This window comes from Novosphingobium sp. SG720 (assembly GCF_012275365.1).
Taxonomy (GTDB): Bacteria; Pseudomonadota; Alphaproteobacteria; order Sphingomonadales; family Sphingomonadaceae; genus Novosphingobium; species Novosphingobium rhizosphaerae.
Window position 1 is genome coordinate 979,796 of record NZ_JAAZQN010000001.1, and the last position, 26,749, is coordinate 1,006,544.

The following is a 26,749-nucleotide window of genomic DNA, read 5'->3' on the forward strand; positions in this document are numbered from 1 at the left end:
CGATGGCCGACGACTTGCCCCCGATCATTGCGCGCGGCGATGCGCCCGAACCTGACCGCAATCCCGACGGTGATCCCGAACGGCGGCGCTTTCGCATAAGGCGGGGGGGCAATCTGTGGGGCCGGGCCAAGGGCCTGTGGCAGCGTTCCAAATGGGTGCGCCGTGCCGGCTGGCTGGTGCTGGTGCTGCTGATCCTGCGCGGGCTGCTGTGGGTGACGGTGGAGCGCACGCTGCCATCGGCCGATACGCTGCTGACCTATCAACCGCCGCTGCCGACCATGGTGCGCGGCGCAGATGGGCAGATCGTGTCGAGCTATGCGCGCGAGCGGCGCGTGCAATTGCGCTTCGTGGATTTCCCGCCGCAGTTGATCAACGCGTTCCTTTCGGCCGAGGACAAGACGTTCTGGAGCCATGGCGGCGTGGACCTGACCGGCCTTGCCGGTGCGGTGGTGGACTATGCCACCAAGCTGGGTTCGGGCGAGCGCGCGCGGGGCGGTTCTACCATCACCCAGCAGGTTGCCAAGAACATCCTGATCGGCAACGAATATTCGGTCACGCGCAAGCTCAAGGAAATGCTTCTGGCGCGGCGCATCGAAAGCGTCTTGACCAAGCAGCAGATCCTGGAGCTGTACCTCAACGAAATTCCGCTCGGCCGCCAGAGCTTTGGCGTGCAGGCGGCAGCGCGCGCCTATTTCGACAAGGACGTGGGCGACCTGGCTTTGCACGAAGCCGCGTTCCTGGCGATCCTGCCCAAGGCGCCCGAAACCTATAGCCGGGCCAAGTTCGCCGAAAAGGCCATCACCCGCCGCAACTGGGTTTTGGACCAGATGGCCAAGAACGGCTGGGCCAGCGCGGCCGATGTGGCCCAGGCCAAGGCACAGCCGCTCGGCCTGGTGCCGCGCCGCACCGAAAACTACACCGCCGACGCGGGCTATTTCCTGGAGGAAGTGCGCCGCCAGCTGATCGACCAGTTCGGCGAGCAGGCCAAGGACGGGCCCAACAGCGTCTATGCCGGTGGCCTGTGGGTGCGCACCTCGCTGGACCAGCAATTGCAGACCGCGGCGCAGGATGCCTTGCGCGCCGGGCTGCTGCGCTATGCCGCCGGGCGCGCCTGGCATGGGCCGATCGCGCATATCGACATGGATGATGGCAACTGGCAGGCGCAGCTGATCAACAGCAACCTGTCGATCCGCTATCTCGACTGGCGGGTGGCGGTGCTGGTTTCGCGGCGCGGCAGCAGCGGGCAGGTGGGCTTTGCCGATGGGCAGACCGGCACGCTCTATGGCGTGCCCGACGCGATGAAAGTGGGCGACGTGATCACCGTGGCCCCGGCCGGCAATGGCATCTGGGCGGTGCGCGTGGTGCCCGAAGTTTCGGGCGGCATGGTGGTGGAAGACCCGCAGAGCAGCCGCATCCTGGCGATGCAGGGCGGGTTCGATGCGCGGCTCGGTTCATTCAACCGCGCCACCCAGGCGCAGCGCCAGCCCGGCTCCACGATCAAGCCGTTCGTCTATGCCACGGCGCTCGACAACGGGATGACACCGGCCTCGATGGTCGTCGATGGCACGTTCTGCGTCTATCAGGGGGCTGCGCTGGGGCAGAAGTGCTTCCGCAACTTCGGCAACGAGGGTGGATCGGGCAGCCACACCATGCGCTGGGGGCTTGAGCAATCGCGCAACCTGATGACGGTGCGCGTGGCCAACGACACCGGCATGGACAAAGTGGTGCGCACGATCAAGGCCGTGGGTATCGGCGATTACCAGCCGTACCTTTCGATGGCGCTGGGCGCGGGCGACACGACGGTGACGCGCATGGTCAACGCCTATGCCGCGCTGGCCAACCACGGCCGGCAGCGCGACGCGACGCTGATCGACTATGTTCAGGATCGCAACGGCAAGGTGATCTGGCGCGCCGACAACCGCGCCTGCACCGGGTGCAACCTGCCGCGCTGGGATGGCACGGCGATGCCGCGGCTGCGCGCCGCGGGCAAGCAGGTGCTCGACCCGCGCACCGCCTATCAGGTGGTCCACATGCTGGAAGGCGTGGTGGTGCGCGGCACGGCCGAAACCCTGCACGACCTGGGCCTGCCGCTGTTCGGCAAGACCGGCACCACCAGCGGCCCCACCAACGTGTGGTTCGTGGGCGGATCGCCCGACATCATCGCGGGCATCTACATGGGCTATGACCAGCCGCGCAGCCTGGGTGGCTATGCCCAGGGCGGGCGGATCGCCGCGCCGATCTTCAAGCAGTTCGTGCTGGCCACGCGCCCGCGCTGGGCCGACATTCCCTTCACGGCGCCAGCGGGCGTCTCGATGGTCAAGATCGATCGCGTCTCGGGCAAGCGCGTGTTTGGCGGGACGCCGCAGGACAACGAGCGCAAGGCCTCGATCATCTGGGAAGCGTTCAAGCCGGATACCGAACCGCGCCGCACGGTGCAGCCATCGGAAATCACGGCCAAGGAAGCCGTGCTCGATGCCCTGCGCAAGGCGCGTGCGGCGCGCGGGACCACGGCGGCCCCGAACGCCAAGCCGGCGGGCAGCAACTTCGTGGAGGACCAAGGGGGCATCTATTGACGCGTGCTGCGCTGTGCTAGGCATGGCTCATGAACACGCGCTCCCCTCTTGCCGCGTTGGCGGCCTTCGCCCTTTCCCTCACCCCCATGGCCGCGGCAAATGCCGCGTTGCCGCAAGGCGCCCGCGCGCCCGATTTCACCGCGGCCGGTGCGCTGGGCGGCAAGCCGTTCAGCTTCAACCTGAAAAAGGCTCTGAAGCGCGGCCCCGTGGTGCTCTATTTCTATCCCAAGGCGTTTACCCAGGGCTGCACGCTGGAAGCCCACGCCTTTGCCGACGCCACCGCCGATTTCGCCAAGGCTGGCGCCACCGTGATCGGGATGTCGAACGACGATGTCGCCACGCTGACGCGCTTTTCGACCGAGGAATGCCGCAACAAGTTTGCCGTCGCCGCCGCCAGCCCGGCCGTGGTCAAGGCCTATGACGTCGATCTCCAGCAGGGCGGCAAGTCCACCGGGCTGACCACGCGCACCAGCTATGTCATCGCGCCCGATGGCCGGATCACCCTGGTCCATTCCGACATGGACTATCGCGATCACGTCAAGCTCACGCTCGCCGCGGTGCAGGCGATTCGACACAAGCACGGTTGATCGCGCCGGTCGCTGCCCGTCCGGGAAGGCGCTTTCCGGGCGGGCGGGCCAGTCTGCGTCATTACAAGGCGGGCACACCTTTACAAACGGCCCCGCTTCGCTAAGCGGCCAGTTCGTTTGTATGGAGTAAGACCGTCATGCGTGCCGAAGGGCAGGCTCATATCGACCGCATCGAGGCAGCGCTGGCGCTGGTGCGCAAGTTCCTCGACTGGGACCGCGCCGTGCGCCGGCTCGACGAACTCAACGCGCGCGTCGAAGATCCCAAGCTGTGGGACAACCCGAAGAACGCCGAAGCCGTCATGCGCGAGCGCCGGCGGCTGGAAGCCTCGATCGGCACGGTAAACCAGATCGGCAGGGAAATGGCCGACGCCATCGAATTCGTCGAACTGGGCGAAGTGGAAGGCGACGATGCCACGATCGCCGAGGGGCTGGCCACGCTGGCCGCCCTGGCCGAGCGCGCCGATGCCGACAAGGTGCAGGCGCTGCTGGCGGGCGAAGCCGATGCCAACAATGCCTATCTTGAAGTGCACGCCGGCGCCGGCGGCACCGAAAGTCAGGACTGGGCGGAAATGCTCCAGCGCATGTACACGCGCTGGGCCGAACGCCATGGCTACAAGGTGGACCTGGTGGATTACCACGCGGGCGAAGCGGCCGGGATCAAGAGCGCCACGCTGCTGATCAAGGGCGAGAACGCCTATGGCTATGCCAAGACGGAAAGCGGCGTGCACCGCCTGGTGCGCATCAGCCCCTACGACAGCTCTGCCCGCCGCCACACGTCGTTTTCGTCGGTCTGGGTCTATCCCGAAATCGATGACAACATCGAGGTGGAAATCAACCCGGCCGACCTCAAGATCGATACCTATCGCGCTTCGGGCGCGGGCGGGCAGCACGTCAACACCACGGACTCGGCAGTGCGTATCACCCACGTGCCCACCGGGATCATCGTGGCCAGCCAGAACGACCGCAGCCAGCACAAGAACCGCGCCACCGCGATGAACATGCTGAAAGCGCGGATTTATGAAGCCGAACTGGCCAAGCGCGAAGCGGCCGCTTCGGGCGAATACGCCGCCAAGACCGAGATCGGCTGGGGTCACCAGATCCGTTCCTATGTCCTGCAGCCCTATCAGCAGGTCAAGGATCTGCGCACGGGCGTGGTCAGCACCAATCCCACCGACGTCCTCGATGGGGCGCTCGATCCGTTCATGGCTGCGGCCCTTTCGCAGCGCGTGACGGGTGAAAAGGTCGCCGTGGAAGACGACGATTGATGGTTTGCCGCCGGTTCGGAGCGGGTTTTTGATGGGCGGCAGGCCCATTTCGGCGCGCTGAACCGTCAAAACCGCCACACCGGACTTTCGCTTGGCCGCGTTTCGCCGTAAGCCAAAGCATTCGGGTTTTCATGTCCGGTACGCCAGGCCGGGCACGGACGATCGACAAGGGAACGATCGGCCCGTGCTCGGGGCAAGCCGGCAAATGTCACGCGCCTGAGCGCGTCGAGGGAATGATATGTCTGCGTTCAAGGGGTTGAAGCCGATCCTCTATGGTGGCCGGGAAGTGTGGCCGCTGGTGGAAGGCGGCAAGGGGGTTGCCGCCACCAATCACATGAGTTCGGGAGCCTGGGCTGCGGCCGGGGGAATCGGCACGGTGAGCGCGGTGAATGCCGACAGCTATGACGCCGAAGGCAAGATCGTTCCCCAGGTCTACAACGCGCTGACCCGCAAGGAACGCCACGAAGAGCTGATCCGCTATGCCATCGACGGCGCGGTGGAACAGGTGCGCCGCGCCTATGACATTGCCAGCGGCAAGGGCGCGATCAACATCAACGTGCTCTGGGAAATGGGCGGCGCGCAACAAGTGCTCGAAGGCGTGCTGGAACGCACCCGCGGGCTGGTTTCGGGTGTCACCTGCGGCGCCGGCATGCCCTACAAGCTTTCGGAAATCGCGGCGCGGTTCAACGTCAGCTACCTGCCGATCGTTTCGTCGGGTCGGGCGTTCCGCGCGCTGTGGAAGCGCGCCTATCACAAGGTGGCGCACCTGATGGCCGCGGTGGTCTATGAAGACCCGTGGCTGGCCGGCGGGCACAATGGCCTGTCCAACGCGGAAAACCCGCGCAAGCCGGAAGATCCCTATCCCCGCGTCAAGGCGCTGCGCGACACGATGCGCGCCGAGGGCGTGAGCGACGACGTGCCGATCGTGATGGCCGGCGGCGTGTGGTTCCTGCGCGAATGGAACAACTGGATCGACAATCCCGAACTGGGCGCGATTGCCTTCCAGTTCGGCACGCGCCCGCTGCTGACCGAGGAAAGCCCGATTCCCCAGGCGTGGAAGGACCATCTGCGCACGCTGGAGCCGGGTGATGTGCTGTTGCACAAGTTCTCGCCCACCGGGTTCTACTCCTCGGCGGTGCGCAATCCGTTCCTGCGCGCGTTGGAAGCGCGGTCCGAACGCCAGGTGCCTTATTCCAAGGTGGCGGCGGGCGAACACACCGTGCAGCTGGACGTGGGCGTTAAGGGCAAGAACTTCTGGGTTACGCCGGCCGATCTGGACCGCGCGCGCGCGTGGTTCGGCGCCGGTTTCACCACCGCGCTGCGCACGCCCGACGACACGGTGATCTTCGTCAACCAGGCCGAGCGCGACGAGATCCGCAAGGACCAGGCCGATTGCATGGGCTGCCTGTCGCACTGCGGGTTCTCGTCGTGGAAGGACCACGACGATTACACCACCGGGCGCCTGGCCGATCCGCGCAGCTTCTGCATCCAGAAGACGCTGCAGGACATCGCCCACGGTGGCGACATCGACCAGAACCTGATGTTTGCCGGCCACGCGGCCTATCGTTTCAAGCAGGACCCGTTCTATTCCAACAACTTCACCCCGACGGTGAAGCAACTGGTGGATCGCATCCTGACCGGCGACTGATCGGCCTGGACAGAACAGAAAAAGCCCGGGTTTTCCCGGGCTTTTTTGTTGCGGTTGAAAGGCTTGGCGGGGCTTCCTCAGTCGGGCTGGTAAGCGTCTTCGCCGTGGCTGGCTTTGTCCAGCCCCGCCAGTTCGTCTTCGCGGGTGACGCGCATGGGCAGGGCCATCGATACCATCAGCGCGGCAATGGCCGTGGCGATCGCGCTCCACGCCGCCACGGTCACCACACCCACGACCTGGCCCACCACCTGGTGGGCAAGATCCATGCCCGGACCATAGCCGGTGCCGCCGAACGCCGGGTTGAGCACCAGCGCAGTGAGCACCGTGCCGGCCGCGCCGGTAACCCCGTGGCCGGCAAAGACCCCAAGCGAATCATCGATTTGCAAGTGGCCTTGCACCACCCGTGCAGCGCCCTTGGCAAGCACCGCCCCAAGGATGCCCAAAACCACGGCCATGCCGGGGCTGATATAGGCTGCGGCCGGCGCCACGATCGCCAGACCCGCCACCACGCCGCGGGCAAGCCCCGTGGGCCCTGGTTTGGCCCCCTTGAGCCGATCCAGCAGCAGCCAGGCCAGCGCCGCGACGGCGGCTGCGACATGGGTGGTGACCAGCGCCATGGCTGCGTCGTCTCCGGCAGCAAAGGCGCTGCCGCCGGCCAGAGCCAGGCTGCCCGCCCAGACCAGCGCGGCGCCGGTGATGGTCAGCAGTGGGCTGCTGCCGGTGCTGGCAACGGCTGTGGCAAAGCGTTCGCGCCGGCCAAGCAGCAGGGCAACGACCAAGGCAGAAACCCCCGCGCTGACATGCACGACCAGGCCGCCGGCGTAGTCCACCGTGCCCAGCCGGGTGGCCAGCCAGCCGCCGCCCCACACCCAGTGGGCGATCGGGGCGTAGACGATCAGGCTCCATAGCGCGGCAAAGCCAATGACCCAGCCAAATCGCGCGCGATCGACCCATGCACCCACCAGCAAGGCCGGGGCGACGAGGGCGAAGACCATCTCGAACAGGGCATAGGCGCTTTCAGGCACCAGCGTGTCTTGCCGCACATTGCCCAGATCGATCAGCATCCAGGCATTGCCACTGCCCAGCCAGCCGTTGCTGACCGTGCCGAACGCCAGGGTATAGCCCACCACGATCCACAGCACCGAGACCAATGCCACCACCGCAGCGGTCTGTGTCATCACCGAGGCCAGGCTTTGCGCCCGGGCACGGCCGGCGTTGAACAGAGCCAGGCCCGGCAGCACGAGCAACAGGCCAAGCAGCGTGGCGGCCAGCAGCCATGCGGTGTCGCCGCTATCGGCGGGATCGAGCGCGGCATCCTGGGCATGGGCGAGGGCGGGCAGGCCAAGCCCGGCGATCCACATCAGCGCCTTGGCAGCGCGCATCCGAAGCGATTCGTTCATGGCGCGCACCCTAGGCCCAAGTCTTTGACAAATCCAAAATGGTTAGCGCCCTGGCGAAGGGCGCTTCAGGCCCAGCCTTCGATGACCTGATCGGGTGGCCGATGGCCATCGGCCCAGAACCGGATGTTGGCGATCACCTTGTCGCCCGAGGCCAGGCGCCCTTCGAACGTGGCGCTGCCCATGTGCGGCAGCAGGACGACATTGGGCAGGCGGCGCAGGCGCGGATCGACTTGCGGTTCGTGGGCAAAGACATCGAGCCCGGCCCCGCCAATGGCCCCCGCTTCCAATGCCGCGACAAGGGCGGCTTCCTCGATCAGTTCGCCGCGCGCGGTGTTCACCACATAGGCGTGCCGCTTCATCATGGCGATGCGCCGGGCGTTGATCAGGTGGTGGGTTTCGGCTGTGTGCGGGCAGTGCAGCGAGAGAATGTCCGCCTCGCGCACCAGGGCATCGAGATCGGGTTCATAGCGCGCGCCCAGCGCCGCTTCGACCGCGGGGGGCAGCCGGTGGCGGTTGTGATAGACCACCGCCAGGCCAAAGGCGCGGGCGCGCAGGGCCACGGCCTGGCCGATTCGGCCCATGCCCACGATGCCCAGCATCTTGCCGCCGAGCCGGTGGCCCAGCAGGCTGGAAGGCGACCAGCCCTCCCACGTCTGCTCGCGGATCACCCGCTCGCCATCGGTCAGCCGGCGGGGCACGGAAATGATCAGCGCCATCGTCATGTCGGCGGTGTCGTCGGTGAACACGCCGGGCGTGTTGGTGACGATGATCTTGCGCGCGCGGGCGGCGGCCAGGTCGATATGCTCGATCCCGGCGCCGAAATTGGCAATGAGGCCAAGGCCAGGGCCAGCTGCGGCGATCAGATCGGCGTCGATGGCGTCGGTCACTGTGGGGACGAGCACCTGTGCCTGCGATACCGCATCCAGCAGTGCCTGGCGCGACATTGGCCGATCATCGGCGTTCAACGTCACGTCGAACAATTCGGCCATGCGGCGTTGGGTTTCGGGCAGCAGGCGGCGGGTGACGACAACGCGAGGCTTGCCGTCGATGCGGCGCGTCAGGCGCAAATCTTGCGGGCGGGCGTGCTGGCTCATCGCCACCATGGCTATGCCCATGGGGCATGGCCGGTCAAGCCGGACATGGTCGAACATGGTCTGGCATTGCGCCGGACATGGGCGCATCTGCCCCAATCTCGCGCCACTGCGCCGCGATCCGCCGGGGACAGCGCCAGACGCATGCGACGAGACGGTTGCCGCGGTGGTTGCCCTTGGCGATCAATCCTGTATCGCAGGGGCGTTGCGCGCCCCGCCGTGGGGCGGGAGAAGTCTTACCGTGATCCAGTTTCGCTTCATGATCCGAGGGGCCGTCGCGCTTGCCATCCTGGGCGGCGCCGCGGGGCTGGCCGGGCAACCGGCGCGGCTGCAGGCGGCGGACGACGGCAATGCCCGCTACTGGGCCTCGCTCGCCAAGGATGAGACCAACATGCGCGTTGGCCCGGGGCGCGAATATCGCATCAACTGGGTCTATGTGCGGCACGGCCTGCCGGTCAAAGTGCTGCGCGTGATGGGCGGTTGGCGCCTGATCGAAGACCCCGATGGCGCGCGCGGCTGGGTGCTGGCGCAATTCCTCAGCCGTACCCGCACCGCGCTGGTGAAAGGTGCGATCACCGCGATCCGCGCCAACAAGGATGGCAGCGGCCCGGTGCTGTGGCGCGCGGCGCCCGGCGTGCAGGCGATGCTGGGGGAATGCCGTGACGGCTGGTGCCCGGTGGACGTCGACGGTCGCCGGGGCTTCGTGGCGCAAGATGCGCTGTGGGGCGCGGGCACGCCCTGATCATTTCGGGGATTGCCGGGGTTTCCGCCGCTTCTTGAGGCTTCCACCATCCCTGTCCCCTTCGTCTGAAGAGGAGGGGGTTGGGGGGTGATGCATCGCCCACCCCCCTGATTTCACATCAGATCAATTCGACAGCCAGTGCCGTGGCTTCACCGCCGCCGATGCACAGGCTGGCAATGCCCTTGGTCTTGCCGTGGCGCTTGAGCGCCGCGAGCAGCGTGGTGATGATGCGTGCGCCCGAAGCGCCGATCGGGTGGCCGAGCGCCGTGGCACCGCCGTGGACGTTCACCTTGGCATGGGGAATGCCCAGGTCGTGCATGGCGAACATCGCCACGCAGGCAAAGGCTTCGTTCACTTCGAACAGGTCGACGTCGTCCACGCTCCAGCCGGCCTTTTCCAGCACCTTGTTGATCGCGCCAACCGGGGCCGTGGTGAAGTCCTTGGGTTCCTGGGCATGGGCGGCCAGGGCAACGATGCGGGCCACCGGCTTGAGGCCCTTGGCATCGGCCACGCTCTGGCGCGTGAGCGCAAGGGCTGCCGCGCCGTCGGAGATCGAGGACGAGGTGGCCGCGGTGATCGTGCCATCCTTGGCAAAAGCGGGCTTTAGCGCCGGGATCTTGTCGGGGCGGGCCTTGCTGGGGGCTTCGTCGGTGTCCACCGTCACTTCGCCGGCGCGGGTCTTGATCGTCACCGGCGCGATTTCTTCCACGAACGCGCCCTCGTCGATCGCGGCCTTGGCACGGCGCAGCGATTCGATCGTGTATTCGTCCTGGTTTTCGCGGGTCAGGCCATAGTCGTTGGCGGTGTCCTGGGCGAACGTGCCCATGGCGCGGCCAGCTTCATAGGCGTCTTCGAGGCCGTCGAGGAACATGTGGTCATAGGCGGTATCGTGGCCGATGCGCGCGCCCGAGCGGTGCTTCTTGAGCAGGTAGGGGGCGTTGGTCATCGATTCCATGCCGCCGGCAACGGCCACGTCGATGCTGCCGGCCGCCAGGGCTTCGGATGCCATGATCACCGTCTGCATGCCCGAGCCGCAGACCTTGTTGACCGTGGTGGCCTGGGCCGACTTGGGCAGGCCGGCCTTGATCGCGGCCTGGCGCGCGGGTGCCTGACCCAGGCCAGCGGGCAGCACGCAGCCCATGTAGACGCGTTCCACATCGCTCCCGTCCACGCCGGCGCGGGCCACTGCGGCCTTGACGGCGGTCGCGCCAAGATCGGTCGCGGCGACGTCGGCGAGCGCGCCCTGCATGCTGCCCATCGGGGTGCGGGCATAGCCGAGGATGACGATCGGATCGGCGGCGGAGAACTGGGCCATGGTAACAGGTCCTTCCTGTGCTAAGCAGCCGCCACGGCAGCGGTCGGGCGGCGGAATCTTGTCGTTGCCTGCGCCGATGTAGAGAGCAGGCGGGGCGATTGCAATTGAAGGCGGCGTCACATTGCCGTTTCATGACGCATTGCAGCATTGTCGCGCGCCTTGGTCCGGGCCGAGGCGGCGGGGCAAGCGGGGGCAAAACTTGGAAATTCCGGCTCAGATCGTCGCGCTGGGGCTGCCATGGGAGCTGGCCTTGGCAATCGGCACCATATTGGGGGCAATCGTCGGCTCGTTCCTGGGCACGGTGGCAGTGCGGTTGCCCGCAGGGCGCTCGATCGTGCACGGCGCATCGGCGTGCGACCGGTGCCACCGGCAACTGCGCGCGGCGGAGCTTGTCCCGATCGTGTCCTGGCTGGTCCTGCGCGGGCGGTGCCGGCGTTGCGACGTATTTATCGGCTGGGGCCAATTGGCGGCCGAGGCGGGCGGCGCCGTGGTTGGCGCGCTGGCCTGGTGGGCGCCGGATGGATTGATCGTGCCGGCGCTGGCGCTGGGCTGGCAACTGCTGCTGCTGGCGCTGCTTGACGCGCGCTGCCTGTGGCTGCCCTGGCGGTTGACTGCGGCCCTGGCGGCAAGCGGCCTCGCGCTTGCGCTGTGGCAGGGCGTCGGCGCGCTGGTGCCGGCCCTGCTTGGCGCCGCGCTGGGCTATGCCATGCTGGGCAGTGTAGCCTGGGCCTATCGCAAGGCGCGCGGGCGCGAAGGGCTGGGCGGGGGGGACCCCTGGCTGCTGGGCGCGATCGGTGCCTGGGTGGGCCCGCTGGGCGTGGTGCATGTCTTGCTGGTCGCCGCGCTGCTGGGGCTGGCCGTGGCACTGGTGCTGCACCTGTCGGGCAAGCGGATCGATGCGCAGACCGCGCTGCCGCTGGGCACCTTCATGGCGCTTGGCGCCTGGCCGGTGTTCCTGCTCGGGTAGGCACCGCGCGCCGCCAGCTGGCTTGCGTCTCATGCAATCGTGTGCGCAATTCGTGCAAGGGCGTCTCGCGTTGCGGCATCGCCGCCGTGCGATCGCAGGCTTTCGGGCGAAATCGGGGGGTTTTTGCCTCGGTATTGTCACGGTCTTGCCCAAATGGGCGCGGTCAATCCCCTTTATTGCGCTGCACCCCACTTGCACATGCGCCAAGGGGGGACTAGTGCCCCGTGCCAAGTGCATTCCATCGCGAGTCAGCCCCTTGGTCGACCTCATCCAATATCTGCCGATCCTGATTTTTCTCGGGATCGCGCTCGCGCTTTCGACGGCTTTCGTTTTTCTGCCGATGGGGGCAGCCCGCCTGACGGGCACCTACAACCCCACGGCGGACAAACTGGCCGAATACGAGTGCGGCTTTCCCGCCTTTGAAGACCCGCGCAGCCAGTTCGACGTGCGGTTCTATCTCGTGGCGATCCTGTTCATCATCTTCGACCTGGAGGCAGCGTTCCTGTTCCCCTGGGCGGTGAGCCTCAAGCAGACCGGTTGGGCCGGTTGGGCGACCATGATGGTCTTCCTGGCGGAACTGGTGCTCGGCTATATCTACGCCTGGAAAAAGGGCGCGCTGGATTGGGAATGAACCACATGGCTACCACCCCTGCTGTCTCGCCAGTTGCCGGATCGCCCATCGTGGCACCCGACCAGGCGTTTTTCGAAAGCATCAACGCCGAAGTTTCGGACAAGGGCTTTCTCGTCACCTCGACCGAGGAACTGTTCCAGTGGGCGCGCACCGGCTCGCTCTGGTGGATGACCTTTGGCCTGGCTTGCTGCGCCGTGGAAATGATCCACGTCAACATGCCGCGTTATGACATGGAGCGCTTCGGCGTTGCCCCGCGCGCCTCGCCGCGCCAGTCCGACGTGATGATCGTGGCCGGCACGCTGTGCAACAAGATGGCCCCGGCGCTGCGCAAGGTCTATGACCAGATGTCGGACCCCAAGTACGTCATCTCGATGGGTTCGTGCGCCAACGGTGGTGGCTATTACCACTACAGCTATTCGGTGGTGCGCGGCTGCGATCGCATCGTGCCGGTCGACATCTATGTACCGGGTTGCCCGCCCACTGCCGAAGCGCTGCTTTATGGCGTGATGCAGTTGCAGCGGAAGATCCGCCGCGTCGGCACGCTCGAGCGTTGAGAGGGTAGGGCACATGGCCATTCTGCATTCCGCGCCGCGCTATGCCCCCTTCGACGGGGTAAAGGACACGCTGGTTGCCGCGCTGGGCGACCAGGTGATCGAAGCCAAGGAGCAGCACGGCGAAGTCGTGCTGCTGGTGGCACGCGATTCCGTCGAGACCGTGCTGCGCACCCTGCGTGACGAGCACGAATACCAGCAGCTGATGGAAATTGCCGGGGCGGACTATCCGCAGCGGCTCGATCGCTTCGAGGTGGTCTATTGCCTCCTCTCGCTGACGCGCAACCATCGCCTGATCGTCAAGGTTCGCACCGACGAGGCGACGCCGGTGCCCACGGTCACCACGCTGTGGCCGGTGGCCGGCTGGCTCGAACGCGAAGTCTACGACATGTATGGCGTGCTGTTCGAGGGCAACCCCGACCTGCGCCGCATTCTCACCGACTATGGCTTCCAGGGGCACCCGTTCCGCAAGGACTTCCCGCTGACCGGCTATGTCGAACTGCGCTATTCCGAGGAAGACCAGCGCGTGGTCTATGAGCCGGTGTGCCTGGCCCAGGACTTGCGCCAGTTCGACTTCATGAGCCCATGGGAAGGCGCGGACTACGTGCTGCCCGGCGATGAAAAGGCGGCCCAGGCCGCTGCGCCTGCACCGGTGGCCACGCCCAAGGACACGCCCACCACGGCCCAGACCGGCGCGGGCGCTGCTGCCAACAAGGAAGCGACCAAGCCCGCGGGAGACAAGGCATGAGCTTCTCGCTCGAACAGTCGCCCACCACCGGCGACGAGGTCATCACCAACTACACGATCAACTTCGGTCCCCAGCACCCGGCCGCGCACGGTGTGCTGCGCATGGTGATGGAGCTGGACGGCGAAATCATCGAGCGCATCGATCCGCACGTCGGCCTGCTGCATCGCGGCACCGAAAAGCTGATCGAGCACAAGACCTATCTCCAGGCGCTGCCTTACTTCGACCGCCTGGACTACTGCTCGCCGCTGGCGATGGAGCACTCCTACGTGCTCGCGGTGGAAAAGCTGCTCAACGTGGAAGTGCCGCTGCGCGCGCAGTACCTGCGCGTGCTGTTTGCGGAACTGACCCGCATCTGCAACCACATGCTCAACATCGGCAGCCACGTCATGGACGTGGGCGCGATGACGCCGAACCTGTGGCTGTTCGAAATTCGCGAGGACTGCCTCACGTTCTTCGAGCGTGCTTCGGGTGCGCGCATGCATTCGGCCTGGTTCCGTCCGGGTGGCGTGCACCAGGACGTGCCGCTCAAGCTCCTCACCGACATTGCCGACTGGCTCGATACCCGCCTGCCGCAGCTGTTCGACGACGCAATGAGCCTGGTGGTCGACAACCGCATCTTCAAGCAGCGCAACGTCGATATCGCCGTTGTCAGCAAGGACGACGCGGTGCGCTGGGGCTTTTCCGGCCCGATGATCCGCGGTTCGGGCATCCCCTGGGATATCCGCAAGGCGCAGCCCTATGACGTCTATGACCGCATGGAATTCGACATTCCGGTGGGCACGCGCGGGGATTGCTATGACCGCATGATGGTGCGCGTGGAAGAAGTGCGCCAGTCGGCCCGGATCATGAAGCAGTGCCTGGCGCAGATGCCCGAAGGCCCGGTCATGACCGCCGACCGCAAGGTGGCCCCGCCCAAGCGCGGCGAGATGAAGAGCTCGATGGAAAGCCTGATCCATCACTTCAAGCTCTACACCGAAGGGTTCCACGTCCCGGCCGGCGAAGTCTATGTCGCCACCGAAAGCCCCAAGGGCGAATTCGGCGTCTATCTGGTCTCCGACGGCACCAACAAGCCCTACCGCTGCAAGATCCGCCCCACGGCGTTCTCGCACCTTCAGGCGATGGATTTCATGTCGAAGGGCCACATGCTGCCCGACGCGACCGCCATCCTGGGCGCGATCGACGTGGTGTTCGGGGAGTGCGACCGGTGAGCCGCGCGCAGGTCGACCAGGTTTCGATCCTCGCCTGCCTGACCGGGCTGGTGCTGACGGCCGCCTGGTTCATCGCCCTGGCGGTGACCGGCAAAGCCCCCGAAACGCTGGCCATGCTGGCCAGCGCGGTGGGTGGCTTCGAACTGTTCCATTTCGGCCAGGGGCTGTGGTTCGGCCGCGCCCTTCGTCGCAGCCGGAGGCGCTGACATGGCGGGGCTGACCGAAATCGCCACGGCCATGATCGCGGCGTACAACGCGCAGGATGCCGATACCTACGTCACCTACATGACCGATGATGCCTGCGAAGCGGGCTATCGGGGCGCGGTGGTGCGCGAAGGCAAGGAAGGCACCCGCGAGGGCCTCAAGAAGATGTTTGCCGAGTTTCCGGAAAACCGCGCCGAAGTGATCGGCGCGAACGAACTGGGCAATTATGTCGTGTTTCACGAGCGTGTGTGGCGTTCTGCCGCGGCCGAGCCGTTTGACGTGATTGCCGTCTACAGCTTCGAAGGCGACAAGTGCGCACGCGTGGAGTTCATTCGCTAATGGCTGATCGTCATCCCGAACCCGATACCCCGCAGCTGCGCGCGCGCTGGGGTAGCTTTGCCTGGACCGAGGCCAACGCGGCCAAGGCCAAGGAAATCATCGCGCGCTATCCCGCCGGCCGCCAGCGTTCGGCGGTCATGCCGCTGCTCGATCTGGCGCAGCGCCAGGTGGGCGCCGAGGAAAACACGCAAGGCTGGCTGCCGCTGCCGGTGATGGAATACGTCGCCGCGCAGCTCGACATGCCGATCATCCGCGTGCTCGAAGTGGCCACCTTCTACACGATGTACAACATCGCGCCGGTCGGCCGGTTCCACGTGCAGGTCTGCGGCACCACGCCATGCATGCTGCGCGGGTCGGACGACATTCTGGCCGTGTGCAAGCAGCGTGGCCTCAAGAAGGGCCACACCACGGCCGATGGCCTGTTCACGCTGACCGAAGTGGAATGCATGGGCAACTGCGCCTCGGCCCCGATGGTGCAGATCAACGACGACAACTATGAAGACCTGACGGCCGAGCGGATCGAGCATATCCTCGACGAACTCGCCGCCGGGCGCCAGCCCAAGACCGGCACGCAGGAGCCGGGCCGCCACACCGTGGAACCGGTGGGCGGGCCGACCTCGCTGACGGCGATGGTTTCCGAAAACCACGATTACCGAGGGGAGTGGTAAGCCATGGCCCTTGCCGACAAGGATCGCATCTTCACCAATCTCTACGGCTATCAGCCGTGGAACCTGGCCGCCGCCCAGGCGCGCGGTGATTGGGACAACACCAAGGACCTGATCGCGCGCGGCCGTGACGCGATCATCCAGGAAATGAAGGACTCCGGCCTGCGTGGCCGTGGCGGTGCGGGCTTCCCCACCGGCATGAAGTGGTCGTTCATGCCCAAGGAATCCAAGGATGGCCGTCCCAGCTTCCTGGTGATCAACGCCGACGAATCCGAACCCGGTTCGTGCAAGGACCGCGAAATCATCCGCCACGATCCGCACAAGCTGATCGAAGGCGCGCTGGTGGCCGGCTTTGCGATGGGCGCGCGCGCAGCCTACATCTACATTCGCGGCGAATATATCCGCGAAGCCGAAACGCTGTTTGCCGCCGTGGCCGAAGCCTATGACGCGGGCCTGCTGGGCAAGAACGCGGCCGGTTCGGGCTATGACTTCGACGTCTTCGTCCATCGCGGGGCGGGCGCCTACATCTGCGGCGAAGAAACCGCGATGATCGAATCGCTCGAAGGCAAGAAGGGCCAGCCCCGCCTCAAGCCGCCGTTCCCGGCCGGCGCGGGCCTCTATGGCTGCCCCACCACGGTCAACAACGTGGAATCGATCGCGGTTGCCCCCACGATCCTGCGCCGTGGCGCGGCATGGTTTTCCAGCTTCGGCCGGGAAAACAACAAGGGCACCAAGCTGTTCCAGATCAGCGGGCATGTGGACAAGCCCTGCGTGGTCGAGGAAGAGATGTCGATCCCGTTCCGCGAACTGATCGAGAAGCACTGCGGCGGTATTCGCGGCGGCTGGGACAACCTCCTGGCCGTGATCCCCGGTGGTTCGTCGGTTCCGCTGGTGCCGGCGGCCGAGATCATGGACGCGCCGATGGACTTCGACGGGTTGCGTGCGCTCGGCTCTGGCTTGGGCACCGCGGCGGTCATCGTCATGGACAAGTCCACCGACATCGTGCGCGCGATCAGCCGCCTTTCGTACTTCTACAAGCACGAAAGCTGCGGCCAGTGCACGCCCTGCCGCGAAGGCACCGGCTGGATGTGGCGCGTGATGGAACGCCTGCGCACCGGCGATGCCGACGTGGAGGAGATCGACATGCTCTTCAACGTGACCAAGCAGGTCGAAGGCCACACCATCTGCGCCCTGGGTGACGCGGCCGCCTGGCCGATCCAGGGCCTGATCCGCCACTTCCGCCCCGAAATCGAACGTCGCATCGCCGATCGTGCGGGCGATGTCCGGGAGGCAGCAGAATAATGCCCAAGGTCAAAGTAGACGGCGTCGAACTCGAAGTTCCGGCCGGGGCCACCGTGCTCCAGGCCTGCGAACTCGCCGGCAAGGAAATCCCCCGCTTCTGCTATCACGAGCGGCTGAGCATTGCCGGCAACTGCCGCATGTGCCTGGTCGAAGTGAAGCCCGGACCGCCCAAGCCGCAGGCTTCGTGTGCGCTTCCGGCGGCCGAGGGCCAGGAAATCCGCACCGACAGCGAAATGGTCAAGAAGGCGCGCGAAGGGGTGATGGAGTTCCTCCTCATCAACCACCCGCTCGATTGCCCGATCTGCGACCAGGGCGGCGAGTGTGACCTGCAGGACCAGTCGGTGGCCTATGGCCGCGGCGGCTCACGCTATCACGAGCACAAGCGTGCCGTGACCGAGAAGTACATGGGTCCGCTCATCAAGACGACGATGACGCGCTGCATCCACTGCACCCGTTGCGTGCGCTTCTCGGAAGAGATCGCCGGCGTGGACGAAATCGGCGCGCTCTATCGCGGCGAAACGATGCAGATCAGCACCTACCTGGAAAAGGCCGCCAAGCACGAGCTTTCGGCCAACGTGATCGACCTGTGCCCGGTCGGCGCGCTGACCAGCAAGCCCTATGCCTTCGAAGCGCGCCCATGGGAGCTGAAGAAGACGCTGTCGATCGACGTTTCGGACGCGATCGGCGCCAACATCCGGCTCGACAGCCGTGGCCGCGAAGTGCTGCGCATCCTGCCGCGCGTCAACGATGACGTGAACGAGGAATGGCTGGCCGACCGTGGCCGTTTCCTGGTCGACGGGCTGACCCGCCGCCGCCTCGACCGTCCGTGGCTGCGCCGCGACGGCAAGCTGGTGGCCGCGACCTGGGCCGAAGCCTTTGCCGCCGTTGCCTCGATCAATCCGGGCTCGTCGGTGGCGGTGGTTGCCGGTGACCTGGTCGATTGCGAAACCATGTTCGCGGCCAAGGAACTGGCCGGTGCGCTCGGTTCCACGCTGCTCGAAGGGCGGCAGACGGGCCTCGTTTATACCGCATCGAACCTGGCGGCCGTGGCGTTCAATTCGACGCTGGGCGGCATCGAGGAAGCCGACGCGATCCTGATCGTGGGCAGCCAGATCCGCGACGAAGCCCCGCTGCTCAACGCCCGCCTGCGCAAGGCGGTCAAGCGCGGCGCCAAGGTCTTCGTGATCGGGCCGGTGTGGGATACGACCTATCCCGCCACGTTCCTGGGCGAAGACGCCGGCCTGCTGTTCGACCTGCCGAGCGACGTCACCGACGCCTTCGGCGCGGCGGCCAAGCCGGCGATCATCATCGGCGGCGGCGCGCTGGCCAAGGGCGCGCTGGAAGCGGGCCTCGGTTTTGCCGAGCGCTTCAACCTTGTGCGCGATGGCTGGAACGGCTTCAACGTGCTGCACATGGCGGCTTCGCGCATGGGTGGCCTGATGCTGGGCTATGCCCAGGCGGGCGGTCTTGCCGATCTGGTGGCGGCCAAGCCCAAGATGGTGATCTCGCTCGGGGCCGACGAAGTCGACTGGACCAAGTTTGCCGACAGCATGATCGTGCACATCGGCCACCACGGTGACAAGGCGGCCCATGCCGCCGACGTGATCCTGCCCGCCGCCGCGTTCAGCGAAAAGGACGGCACTTACGTCAACACCGAAGGCCGCGTGCAGTTTGCCGAACGCGCCGTGTTCGCGCCGGGCGAAGCGCGCGAAGACTGGACGATCCTGCGTGCGCTGGCCGATGCCTTTGGTGTCAACGTGGGCTTCGACAGCTTTGAACAGCTGCGCGCCGCGATGATCGCGCAGGTTCCGGCGCTGGGCGTCGAAGGGCTGGCCGATTACGGCGCGCTGCCGGCGGCTCCCGCTTCGGCGGCCTGTTCGGGCACGATCGGCTATCCGATCAAGGACCCTTACCTCAACAACGCCATCGGCCGGGCCAGCCCGACGCTGCAGCGGTGTTCGAGCGAACTGCTCCACGGTGAACTTCAGGCGGAGGCCGCGGAATGACTGCGTTCTTTCAAGGTCTTGGCCTGCCTTTCGGGGCGGCCTGGGCCATCTCCACGATCTGCGGCATTCTGCTGATCGCGCTGCCGGTGATGCTCGCCGTGGCGATGGTGATCTATGTCGACCGCAAGGTCTGGGCATCGATGGCGCTGCGCCGTGGCCCCAACGTGGTTGGCCCGTTCGGCATTCTCCAGTCGTTTGCCGATGGTCTCAAGGTCTTCCTCCAGGAAACCATTATTCCTTCAGCGGCGAACAAGGGCCTGTTCCTGATCGCCCCGATCATCACCTTCACCGTGGCGCTGCTGGCCTGGGCGGTGATCCCGTTCAATTCGGGCGCGATCCTGGCCGATATCAACGTTGGCCTGCTCTACATCCTCGCGATCTCGTCGCTGGGGGTTTACGGCATCGTCATCGCGGGCTGGTCTTCGAATTCGAAGTACCCGTTCTTCTCGGCGATGCGCGCCTCGGCCCAGATGATCAGCTATGAAGTCTCGATCGGCTTCATCCTGATCTGTGTGGTGCTGTGGGCCGGTTCGTTCAACCTCAACGATATCGTCAAGGCGCAGCACGGCTTCGGCCTTGGCTTCATCAACGGCTTCTGGTGCAGCCCGCTGCTGTTCCCGATGTGGGTGATGTTCCTCATCTCCAGCATGGCAGAAACCCAGCGCGCACCGTTCGACCTGACCGAAGCGGAAAGCGAACTCGTCGCCGGCTATCAGACCGAATATTCGTCGATGGCTTTCGCGCTGTTCTGGCTGGGCGAATACGGCAACGTGCTCTTGATGTGCGCGCTCAACGCCACGCTGTTCTGGGGTGGCTACCTGCCGCCGGTGGAACTGGCGATCCTCTATTGGATCCCTGGCTGGATCTGGCTCATCCTCAAGATCGCTTTCGGCTTCTTCGTGTTCAGCTGGGTCAAGGCAACGGTGCCCCGTTACCGTTATGACCAACTGATGCGCCTTGGCTGGAAAATCTTCCTGCCCGTCTCGCTGCTGTTCGTGTTCCTCGTCAGCGGCTACCTCATGGCTACCGGACACTTCGCATGACTGTCGGACAGCTCGTCAAGAGCTTCACCCTCTGGGAGTTCGTGAAAGCGCACTGGCTGACCCTGAAGTATTTCTTCAGGCCCAAGGCGACTGTGAACTACCCGTTCGAGAAGAACCCGCTCTCGCCGCGTTTCCGTGGTGAACACGCCCTGCGCCGTTATCCCAACGGTGAAGAGCGCTGCATCGCGTGCAAGCTGTGCGAGGCCGTGTGCCCGGCGCAGGCGATCACGATCGAGGCGCAACCGCGTGAGGACGGCAGCCGCCGGACCACCCGATACGATATCGACATGACCAAGTGCATCTTCTGCGGCTTTTGCCAGGAAGCCTGCCCGGTCGATGCCATCGTCGAAGGGCCGAACTTCGAATACGCGACCGAAACGCGCGAAGAGCTGCTCTACGACAAGGCCAAGCTTCTGGCGAACGGGGACAAGTGGGAGCGGGCGATTGCCGCGAACCTTGAAGCCGATGCACCGTACCGGTAAGGGGCGCGCGTCATGATCCAGGCAATTGCCTTTTATCTCTTTGCCACGCTGACGATCTTTTCGGGCGCGGTAACCATTCTCGCGCGCAACCCGGTCCATTCGGTGCTGTGGCTGATCCTGGCGTTCTTCAACGCGGCCGGCCTGATGATCCTCATCGGCGCCGAGTTTATCGCCATGCTGCTGGTGATCGTCTATGTCGGCGCCGTCGCGGTGCTGTTCCTGTTCGTCGTCATGATGCTCGACATCGACTTCTCGCAACTGCGGGCCGGGTTCATCAAGAACTTCCCGCTGGGTCTTGCGCTGGCCTTCGTGCTCCTGGCTGAACTGGTCATGGGCGTGGGCGCCTACAAGGCCGGGGGCCTGGCGCTGGGCACTGCGAACGCGGCGACCGCACCGATCGCGGGCCTGTCGAACACGGCGGCCATCGGGGCGCTGCTCTATTCGCGCTATCTCTTCCTGTTCGAAACCGCCGGCATCATCCTGCTGGTGGCGATGATCGGCGCCATCGTGCTGACCCATCGCCAGCGTGGCGACGTGCGCGGCCAGAACGTGTCGCGCCAGAACGCGCGCCGTCCGGAAGAGGCGACTATCAATCTTCAGCCGGAAGTCGGGAAGGGGGTCACGCTCTGATGATCGGCATCGAACACTATGTCATCGTCAGCGCGATCCTGTTCGTGCTCGGCGTGCTGGGGATTTTCCTCAATCGCAAGAACGTCATCATCCTGCTGATGGCGATCGAACTGATCCTGCTGTCGGTGAACCTCAACCTGGTCGCCTTCAGCGTCTTCCTTCACGATCTGGTCGGCCAGATCTTCGCGATGTTCGTGCTGACCGTGGCGGCGGGCGAAGCGGCGATCGGGCTCGCCATTCTTGTCATCTACTTCCGTGGCCGCGGCACGATTGCCGTTGACGACGTCAACCGGATGAAGGGCTGAACCCATGTCGTCCATCAACGTCATCGTCTTTCTGCCGCTTCTGGCAGCGATCGTTGCCGGCCTTGGCAACAAGAAGCTGGGCATGGTCCCGGCCAAGGTGATCACCACCGGCGCGCTGGCCGTGTCCTGCGCGCTGTCGTGGCCGATCTTCCTCTCGTTCCTGGGCGGTCACGCCGAAGCCAGCGTCACGCCGGTGCTCAACTGGGTGAAATCGGGCGATCTCGATTTCCTCTGGGCGCTGCGCGTCGATACGCTCACGGCCGTGATGCTGGTGGTGATCACCAGCGTGTCATTCCTCGTGCACCTCTATTCGTGGGGGTACATGAGCGAGGAACCGGATCAGCCGCGCTTCTTCGCCTATCTCTCGCTGTTCACCTTCGCCATGCTCATGCTGGTGACGGCGGACAACCTGGTGCAGATGTTCTTCGGCTGGGAAGGCGTGGGCCTGGCCTCGTATCTGCTGATCGGTTTCTGGTTCCGCAAGCCGAGCGCCAACGCTGCCGCGATGAAGGCCTTCGTGGTCAATCGCGTGGGCGACCTTGGCTTCATGCTGGGTATCTTCGCGACGTTCCTGGTGTTCCACACCGTGTCGATCCCGCAGATCCTGCACGACGCGCCAGCCGTTCTTTCGGGTTCGACCATCGGTTTCCTGGGCTATCGCTTTGATACCGCCACGGTGATCTGCATCTTGCTGTTCATCGGTGCGATGGGCAAGTCGGCGCAGCTTGGCCTGCACACCTGGTTGCCTGACGCGATGGAAGGCCCGACCCCGGTGTCGGCGCTGATCCACGCGGCCACGATGGTGACCGCCGGCGTGTTCATGGTCTGCCGCCTGTCGCCGCTGTTCGAACTGAGCCCCACGGCCACCGGTTTCGTAACCTTCATCGGCGCGATGACCTGTTTCTTCGCCGCCACCGTCGGCACGACGCAGACCGACATCAAGCGCGTGATCGCCTATTCGACCTGCTCGCAGCTGGGCTACATGTTCTTCGCCGCCGGCGTTGGTGCCTATGGCGCGGCGATGTTCCACTTGTTCACCCACGCCTTCTTCAAGGCGCTGCTGTTCCTGGGCGCCGGTTCGGTGATCCACGCGATGCATCACGAGCAGGACATGCGCTATTACGGCGGCCTGCGGAAGAAGATCCCCTTCACCTTCTTGGCGATGATGGCCGGTACGCTGGCGATCACCGGGGTTGGCCTGGTCGACGTGTTCGGCTTTGCCGGGTTCTATTCCAAGGACGCGATCCTGGAGAGCGCCTGGGCCAAGGGCACGGAACTGGGGCACTTCGCCTTCTTCATGGGCGTGTTCGCCGCGCTGCTCACCAGCTTCTATTCGTGGCGCCTGGTCTACCTGACCTTCTTCGGCAAGCCGCGCTGGGAGCAGTCGGAGCATATCCAGCACGCCGTTCACGATGCGCACGGGCATGACGACCACGCGCACGATCATGGCCACGATCATCACCATCACGACGCGCACAGCGACGGCACGGCGGGCTACCACCCGCACGAAAGCCCGCTGGTCATGCTGGTGCCGTTGATCGTGCTGTCGGTGGGCGCGGTGCTGGCCGGTTTCGTGTTCAACCATGCCTTCGTCAGCGAAGGGACGGGCGAATTCTGGAAGGGCGCGCTGGTCTATAGCGAGCACCTGATCCACGCCGCGCACCATGTGCCGACCTGGGTGAAGTGGGCGCCGTTCGGCGTGATGGCCACCGGTTTCCTGATCGCGACTTATGCCTATGTCGTGAACCCGGCATTCCCGGCGGCCTTTGTCGAGCAGTTCGGCTTCCTCTACCGCTTCCTGCTCAACAAGTGGTACTTCGACGAGCTCTATCACTTCATCTTCGTGCGCCCCGCGCTGTGGCTCGGTCGCGTGTTCTGGAAGGTGGGTGATATCGGGATCATCGATCGCTTTGGCCCGAACGGCGCTGCCTGGCTGGTGGCGCAGGGCAGCCGCGGGGCGGTCAAGCTCCAGTCCGGATATCTCTACAGCTATGCGCTGGTCATGCTCGTCGGTCTCGTCGGCGCGATCAGCTGGGTGATCGCACAATGACCGGCTTTCCGATCCTTTCGCTCCTGATGCTGGTGCCGCTGGTCGGCGCCGGCCTGGTCCTCAAGGCCAATCGCGAACAGGCCCGCCTGATCGCCTTGGTGGCAACCCTGATCGACTTCGCGCTGGGCGTGGTGCTTTGGGCGCACTACGATGTCGGCGGCGCGCAGTGGCAGTTCCAGGAACGCGCCGCGCTGTTCTCGGGCTTCGAATGGAAGCTGGGCATCGACGGCATCGCCCTGCTGCTGATCGCGCTGACCGTGTTCCTCATGCCGATCTGCATCGGCGCGAGCTGGAACTCGATCGAGAAGCGTGCCGGCGAATATTATGCCGCCTTCCTGCTGATGGAAACGCTGATGATCGGCGTGTTCACGGCGCAGGACTTGTTCCTGTTCTACATCATGTTCGAAGCCGGCCTGATCCCGATGTACCTGATCATCGGCATCTGGGGCGGGGCGGATCGCATCTACGCGAGCTACAAGTTCTTCCTCTACACGCTGCTCGGCTCGGTGCTGATGCTGATCGCGATGTTCTGGATGGTCAACGTGGCCGGCACCAGCGACATCCCGACGCTGATGGCCTACAACTTCCCGGTCCACGCGCAGACCTGGCTGTGGCTTGCCTTCTTCGCCAGCTTTGCGGTGAAGATGCCGATGTGGCCGGTGCACACCTGGCTGCCCGACGCGCACGTGCAGGCGCCCACCGCCGGCTCGGTGATCCTGGCGGGCGTGCTGCTCAAGATGGGTGGTTACGGCTTCATCCGCTTCTCGCTGCCGATGTTCCCCGAAGCCTCGGCGCAGTTCGCGCCGCTGGTGTGGGGCCTGTCGATGGCCGCTGTGGTGATCACGTCACTGATCGCGCTGGTCCAGCATGACATCAAAAAGCTGATCGCCTATTCCTCGGTCGCGCACATGGCGATCGTGACGATCGGCCTCTTCGCCTTCAACACGCAGGGCCTCGAAGGCTCGATGCTGATCATGCTCAGCCACGGCTTGGTGGCCGGCGCGCTGTTCCTCGGCGTGGGCGTGATCTACGATCGCCTACACACGCGTGAGATCACGCGCTATGGCGGCCTTGCCATCAACATGCCCTACTATGCGCTGTTCATGCTGCTGTTCACCATGGCCTCGATCGGCCTGCCGGGCACCAGCGGGTTCGTGGGTGAATTCCTCTCGCTGATGGGCGTCTATGCCGAAAGCAGCTGGGTGGCGCTGGTCTGCACCACCGGGATCATCCTGGGCGCGGCCTACATGCTCTACCTCTATCGCCGCGTCATCTTTGGTGACCAGAAGAACGCCGATGCCGCCGCGATGCTCGATCTCGACAAGCGCGAATGGGCGATGATGGTGCCGCTCGCGGCCGTGGTGCTGTGGATGGGCGTCTATCCCGAAAGCTTCCTGGCGCCGATGCGCAAGGATATCGCCACGCTCGAACACCGCCTGGCCCCGGCCAAGCCGAAGGGCGACGCGCAACTGAAACTGGGGGCAGGCAAGCCGGCCCCTGAAGAAGCCGCGCACGGGGAGGCGCACTGATGGAACTGCTTCGCTCTCTCCAGATCACCCTGGCCGAGGAAGTGCTCAGCATTTCCGGCCTGGTGCTGCTGCTGGTTGCCGCCTGGGGCGGAGACAAGGCGTCGCGCCTGATCTCCATCCTGTCGGTTGCCGTGCTGACAGTCTGCGCGCTGATTGCCGCGCCCGCCCTGTGCGGCTCGGCCATGGGCCCCGACGTGACCGCCTTTTCCGGGCAGTACCGTGCCGACGCCTTTGCCGCCTTTGCCAAGCTGCTGATCTATGCCGGTGCCGGCGTGACGCTGATTGTCGCGCCTGCGTTCTTCGATCGCGTGCGCGCCATGCGGGCCGAATTCCCGCTGCTGGTGCTGTTCGCGGCGCTCGGCATGGGGATCATGGTTTCGGCTGGTGACCTGCTCGCGCTCTACATCGGTCTCGAACTCAACAGCCTTGCCTCCTACGTGCTCGCCTCGATGCTGCGCAGCGACGAGCGTTCGGCGGAATCGGGCCTCAAGTACTTCGTGCTGGGCTCGCTCGCTTCGGGCATCCTGCTCTACGGTGTCAGCCTGACCTATGGCTTCACCGGCACGACGAGCTTTGAAGGCATCCGCCTGGCGCTCAGCCACGGGCTGACCACCGGCGCCACCTTTGGCGTGGTGTTCGTGCTCGCCGGCCTGGCCTTCAAGATCAGCGCCGCGCCGTTCCACATGTGGACGCCCGACGTCTATGAAGGCGCGCCCACCCCGGTGACGACGTTCTTCGCCACGGCGCCCAAGGTTGCCGCGCTGTCGCTGCTGATGCGCGTGAGCCTGGAAGCCTTCGGCACGCAGGCACACGCCTGGCAGCAGATCGTGATCTTCGCCGCGCTGCTCTCGATCGTGATCGGGGCACTGGGCGCGATCGGGCAGAACAACATCAAGCGCCTGATGGCCTATTCGTCGATCAACAACGTCGGCTTCATGCTCATCGGCCTGGCTTGCGCCAACCAGCCGGGCGCGGCCGCGATGCTGATCTACCTGGCGATCTACGTGGCGATGTCGGTGGCTGGCTTTGTCGCCGTGCTGATGCTCAAGGACGCCGATGGCGAGCCGGTCGAGGCGATTTCCGACCTTGCCGGCCTGTCGAAGACGCGCCCTGGCCTGGCCGCCGCGCTGGCCGCGGTGATGTTCAGCCTGGCGGGTATTCCGCCGCTGTTCGGGTTCTGGGGCAAGTTCGTGGTGTTCCAGGCCGCGGTGCAGGCCAACCTGCTGGCGCTCGCCGCCATCGGTATCGCCGCTTCGGTGATCGGCGCGTTCTACTACCTCAAGGTGGTGAAGGTGCTCTATTTCGACGACGCGACCGACAAGGTGACGGGCAAGAGCGACGTGGCGCACACCGTGCTGCTGGTGATCGCCACGCTGTTCATCTCGCCGCTGGGCTATCTGCTGACCAACTGGCTGCATGTGCTGGCCGGCAACGCGGCGGCTGCGCTGTTCCACGTGGCCTGAACCAC

Annotated in this window: 25 protein-coding genes; 22 read left to right on the forward strand and 3 right to left on the reverse strand. The window is 65.4% G+C overall.

Annotation, left to right across the window (positions count from 1 at the left end):
* The first annotated feature begins 2 nt into the window (after positions 1-2).
* From FHW94_RS04370 to FHW94_RS04385, 4 genes are all read left to right on the forward strand, one after another.
* Entirely contained in the window at positions 3-2,573 is a 2,571-nt protein-coding gene (locus tag FHW94_RS04370) for a transglycosylase domain-containing protein (protein ID WP_168554513.1), read from the forward strand.
* A gap of 29 nt (positions 2,574-2,602) precedes the next feature.
* Entirely contained in the window at positions 2,603-3,160 is a 558-nt protein-coding gene (locus FHW94_RS04375) for a peroxiredoxin (protein ID WP_168554514.1), read from the forward strand.
* 137 nt (positions 3,161-3,297) lie between these two features.
* Complete coding sequence (prfB, locus tag FHW94_RS04380) at positions 3,298-4,425, forward strand: peptide chain release factor 2 (protein WP_168554515.1); 1,128 nt, start codon at positions 3,298-3,300, stop codon at positions 4,423-4,425.
* Between the two features lie 238 nt (positions 4,426-4,663).
* Positions 4,664-6,073 (forward strand): nitronate monooxygenase, encoded by a 1,410-nt coding sequence (locus FHW94_RS04385; protein WP_168554516.1) that lies wholly within the window; start codon positions 4,664-4,666, stop codon positions 6,071-6,073.
* Positions 6,074-6,150: 77 nt separating this feature from the next.
* On the opposite strand, the gene FHW94_RS04390 is transcribed toward FHW94_RS04385, so the two are convergent.
* A complete protein-coding gene (locus FHW94_RS04390) occupies positions 6,151-7,473 on the reverse strand; it encodes an ammonium transporter (RefSeq protein ID WP_246865875.1) in 1,323 nt (440 codons plus the stop codon).
* 65 nt (positions 7,474-7,538) lie between these two features.
* The gene (locus FHW94_RS04395; protein ID WP_168555464.1) at positions 7,539-8,567 is read right to left on the reverse strand and encodes a D-glycerate dehydrogenase; all 1,029 of its coding nucleotides are present in this window, start codon (positions 8,565-8,567) and stop codon (positions 7,539-7,541) included.
* Positions 8,568-8,805: 238 nt separating this feature from the next.
* Here FHW94_RS04395 and FHW94_RS04400 point away from each other — a divergent pair, with 238 nt between their 5' ends.
* Positions 8,806-9,306: an SH3 domain-containing protein gene (locus FHW94_RS04400; RefSeq protein ID WP_248290265.1), complete on the forward strand. Its 501-nt coding sequence runs from the start codon at positions 8,806-8,808 to the stop codon at positions 9,304-9,306.
* A gap of 118 nt (positions 9,307-9,424) precedes the next feature.
* On the opposite strand, the gene FHW94_RS04405 is transcribed toward FHW94_RS04400, so the two are convergent.
* Positions 9,425-10,621 carry an acetyl-CoA C-acyltransferase gene (locus FHW94_RS04405; protein ID WP_168554517.1) on the reverse strand — a complete coding sequence of 399 codons (1,197 nt, stop codon included), beginning with the start codon at positions 10,619-10,621 and terminating at the stop codon, positions 9,425-9,427.
* A gap of 199 nt (positions 10,622-10,820) precedes the next feature.
* Between FHW94_RS04405 and FHW94_RS04410 the strand changes: the two genes are divergently transcribed.
* The 17 genes from FHW94_RS04410 to nuoN all read left to right on the forward strand — a co-directional run bounded on the left by FHW94_RS04410 (position 10,821) and on the right by nuoN (position 26,744).
* On the forward strand, positions 10,821-11,588 hold the full coding sequence (locus FHW94_RS04410) for an A24 family peptidase (RefSeq protein ID WP_246865876.1): 768 nt from the start codon (positions 10,821-10,823) through the stop codon (positions 11,586-11,588).
* 256 nt (positions 11,589-11,844) lie between these two features.
* Positions 11,845-12,219: an NADH-quinone oxidoreductase subunit A gene (gene ndhC, locus FHW94_RS04415; protein ID WP_168554518.1), complete on the forward strand. Its 375-nt coding sequence runs from the start codon at positions 11,845-11,847 to the stop codon at positions 12,217-12,219.
* Positions 12,216-12,773, forward strand: a complete 558-nt coding sequence (locus tag FHW94_RS04420; protein ID WP_168554519.1) for an NADH-quinone oxidoreductase subunit B — start codon at positions 12,216-12,218, stop codon at positions 12,771-12,773. The genes ndhC and FHW94_RS04420 overlap by 4 nt, the downstream gene beginning before the upstream one ends.
* Positions 12,774-12,786: 13 nt before the next feature.
* The gene (locus tag FHW94_RS04425; protein ID WP_168554520.1) at positions 12,787-13,518 is read left to right on the forward strand and encodes an NADH-quinone oxidoreductase subunit C; all 732 of its coding nucleotides are present in this window, start codon (positions 12,787-12,789) and stop codon (positions 13,516-13,518) included.
* On the forward strand, positions 13,515-14,726 hold the full coding sequence (locus FHW94_RS04430) for an NADH-quinone oxidoreductase subunit D (RefSeq protein ID WP_168554521.1): 1,212 nt from the start codon (positions 13,515-13,517) through the stop codon (positions 14,724-14,726). Before FHW94_RS04425 ends, FHW94_RS04430 begins: the two co-directional genes overlap by 4 nt.
* Positions 14,723-14,932, forward strand: a complete 210-nt coding sequence (locus FHW94_RS04435) for a hypothetical protein (RefSeq protein WP_168554522.1) — start codon at positions 14,723-14,725, stop codon at positions 14,930-14,932. Before FHW94_RS04430 ends, FHW94_RS04435 begins: the two co-directional genes overlap by 4 nt.
* 1 nt (position 14,933) lies before the next feature.
* Positions 14,934-15,269 carry a nuclear transport factor 2 family protein gene (locus FHW94_RS04440; protein WP_168554523.1) on the forward strand — a complete coding sequence of 112 codons (336 nt, stop codon included), beginning with the start codon at positions 14,934-14,936 and terminating at the stop codon, positions 15,267-15,269.
* A complete protein-coding gene (locus FHW94_RS04445; protein WP_168554524.1) occupies positions 15,269-15,937 on the forward strand; it encodes an NAD(P)H-dependent oxidoreductase subunit E in 669 nt (222 codons plus the stop codon). The genes FHW94_RS04440 and FHW94_RS04445 overlap by 1 nt, the downstream gene beginning before the upstream one ends.
* Before the next feature lie 3 nt (positions 15,938-15,940).
* Positions 15,941-17,236: an NADH-quinone oxidoreductase subunit NuoF gene (nuoF, locus tag FHW94_RS04450; RefSeq protein ID WP_168554525.1), complete on the forward strand. Its 1,296-nt coding sequence runs from the start codon at positions 15,941-15,943 to the stop codon at positions 17,234-17,236.
* Complete coding sequence (gene nuoG / locus FHW94_RS04455; protein ID WP_168554526.1) at positions 17,236-19,242, forward strand: NADH-quinone oxidoreductase subunit NuoG; 2,007 nt, start codon at positions 17,236-17,238, stop codon at positions 19,240-19,242. Before nuoF ends, nuoG begins: the two co-directional genes overlap by 1 nt.
* The gene (nuoH, locus tag FHW94_RS04460; protein WP_168554527.1) at positions 19,239-20,285 is read left to right on the forward strand and encodes an NADH-quinone oxidoreductase subunit NuoH; all 1,047 of its coding nucleotides are present in this window, start codon (positions 19,239-19,241) and stop codon (positions 20,283-20,285) included. The genes nuoG and nuoH overlap by 4 nt, the downstream gene beginning before the upstream one ends.
* A complete protein-coding gene (nuoI, locus tag FHW94_RS04465) occupies positions 20,282-20,767 on the forward strand; it encodes an NADH-quinone oxidoreductase subunit NuoI (protein WP_168554528.1) in 486 nt (161 codons plus the stop codon). The genes nuoH and nuoI overlap by 4 nt, the downstream gene beginning before the upstream one ends.
* A gap of 12 nt (positions 20,768-20,779) precedes the next feature.
* Complete coding sequence (locus FHW94_RS04470) at positions 20,780-21,397, forward strand: NADH-quinone oxidoreductase subunit J (RefSeq protein WP_168554529.1); 618 nt, start codon at positions 20,780-20,782, stop codon at positions 21,395-21,397.
* The gene (nuoK, locus tag FHW94_RS04475; RefSeq protein ID WP_110761368.1) at positions 21,397-21,702 is read left to right on the forward strand and encodes an NADH-quinone oxidoreductase subunit NuoK; all 306 of its coding nucleotides are present in this window, start codon (positions 21,397-21,399) and stop codon (positions 21,700-21,702) included. The genes FHW94_RS04470 and nuoK overlap by 1 nt, the downstream gene beginning before the upstream one ends.
* Positions 21,703-21,706: 4 nt before the next feature.
* Positions 21,707-23,752: an NADH-quinone oxidoreductase subunit L gene (gene nuoL, locus FHW94_RS04480; protein WP_168554530.1), complete on the forward strand. Its 2,046-nt coding sequence runs from the start codon at positions 21,707-21,709 to the stop codon at positions 23,750-23,752.
* The gene (locus tag FHW94_RS04485) at positions 23,749-25,281 is read left to right on the forward strand and encodes an NADH-quinone oxidoreductase subunit M (RefSeq protein WP_168554531.1); all 1,533 of its coding nucleotides are present in this window, start codon (positions 23,749-23,751) and stop codon (positions 25,279-25,281) included. Before nuoL ends, FHW94_RS04485 begins: the two co-directional genes overlap by 4 nt.
* A complete protein-coding gene (gene nuoN, locus FHW94_RS04490; RefSeq protein ID WP_168554532.1) occupies positions 25,281-26,744 on the forward strand; it encodes an NADH-quinone oxidoreductase subunit NuoN in 1,464 nt (487 codons plus the stop codon). Before FHW94_RS04485 ends, nuoN begins: the two co-directional genes overlap by 1 nt.
* Positions 26,745-26,749: the final 5 nt, after the last annotated feature.

Bases quoted from the DNA above. Each gene is read 5' to 3' on its own strand.
- FHW94_RS04370 (WP_168554513.1), top strand. From the start codon at position 3: ATGGCCGACGACTTGCCCCCGATCATTGCGCGCGGCGATGCGCCCGAA.
- FHW94_RS04375 (WP_168554514.1), top strand. From the start codon at position 2,603: ATGAACACGCGCTCCCCTCTTGCCGCGTTGGCGGCCTTCGCCCTTTCC.
- prfB (WP_168554515.1), top strand. From the start codon at position 3,298: ATGCGTGCCGAAGGGCAGGCTCATATCGACCGCATCGAGGCAGCGCTG.
- FHW94_RS04385 (WP_168554516.1), top strand. From the start codon at position 4,664: ATGTCTGCGTTCAAGGGGTTGAAGCCGATCCTCTATGGTGGCCGGGAA.
- FHW94_RS04390 (WP_246865875.1), bottom strand. From the start codon at position 7,473: ATGAACGAATCGCTTCGGATGCGCGCTGCCAAGGCGCTGATGTGGATC.
- FHW94_RS04395 (WP_168555464.1), bottom strand. From the start codon at position 8,567: ATGAGCCAGCACGCCCGCCCGCAAGATTTGCGCCTGACGCGCCGCATC.
- FHW94_RS04405 (WP_168554517.1), bottom strand. From the start codon at position 10,621: ATGGCCCAGTTCTCCGCCGCCGATCCGATCGTCATCCTCGGCTATGCC.
- FHW94_RS04420 (WP_168554519.1), top strand. From the start codon at position 12,216: ATGAACCACATGGCTACCACCCCTGCTGTCTCGCCAGTTGCCGGATCG.
- FHW94_RS04425 (WP_168554520.1), top strand. From the start codon at position 12,787: ATGGCCATTCTGCATTCCGCGCCGCGCTATGCCCCCTTCGACGGGGTA.
- FHW94_RS04430 (WP_168554521.1), top strand. From the start codon at position 13,515: ATGAGCTTCTCGCTCGAACAGTCGCCCACCACCGGCGACGAGGTCATC.
- FHW94_RS04440 (WP_168554523.1), top strand. From the start codon at position 14,934: ATGGCGGGGCTGACCGAAATCGCCACGGCCATGATCGCGGCGTACAAC.
- FHW94_RS04445 (WP_168554524.1), top strand. From the start codon at position 15,269: ATGGCTGATCGTCATCCCGAACCCGATACCCCGCAGCTGCGCGCGCGC.
- nuoF (WP_168554525.1), top strand. From the start codon at position 15,941: ATGGCCCTTGCCGACAAGGATCGCATCTTCACCAATCTCTACGGCTAT.
- nuoG (WP_168554526.1), top strand. From the start codon at position 17,236: ATGCCCAAGGTCAAAGTAGACGGCGTCGAACTCGAAGTTCCGGCCGGG.
- nuoH (WP_168554527.1), top strand. From the start codon at position 19,239: ATGACTGCGTTCTTTCAAGGTCTTGGCCTGCCTTTCGGGGCGGCCTGG.
- nuoI (WP_168554528.1), top strand. From the start codon at position 20,282: ATGACTGTCGGACAGCTCGTCAAGAGCTTCACCCTCTGGGAGTTCGTG.
- FHW94_RS04470 (WP_168554529.1), top strand. From the start codon at position 20,780: ATGATCCAGGCAATTGCCTTTTATCTCTTTGCCACGCTGACGATCTTT.
- nuoK (WP_110761368.1), top strand. From the start codon at position 21,397: ATGATCGGCATCGAACACTATGTCATCGTCAGCGCGATCCTGTTCGTG.
- nuoL (WP_168554530.1), top strand. From the start codon at position 21,707: ATGTCGTCCATCAACGTCATCGTCTTTCTGCCGCTTCTGGCAGCGATC.
- FHW94_RS04485 (WP_168554531.1), top strand. From the start codon at position 23,749: ATGACCGGCTTTCCGATCCTTTCGCTCCTGATGCTGGTGCCGCTGGTC.
- nuoN (WP_168554532.1), top strand. From the start codon at position 25,281: ATGGAACTGCTTCGCTCTCTCCAGATCACCCTGGCCGAGGAAGTGCTC.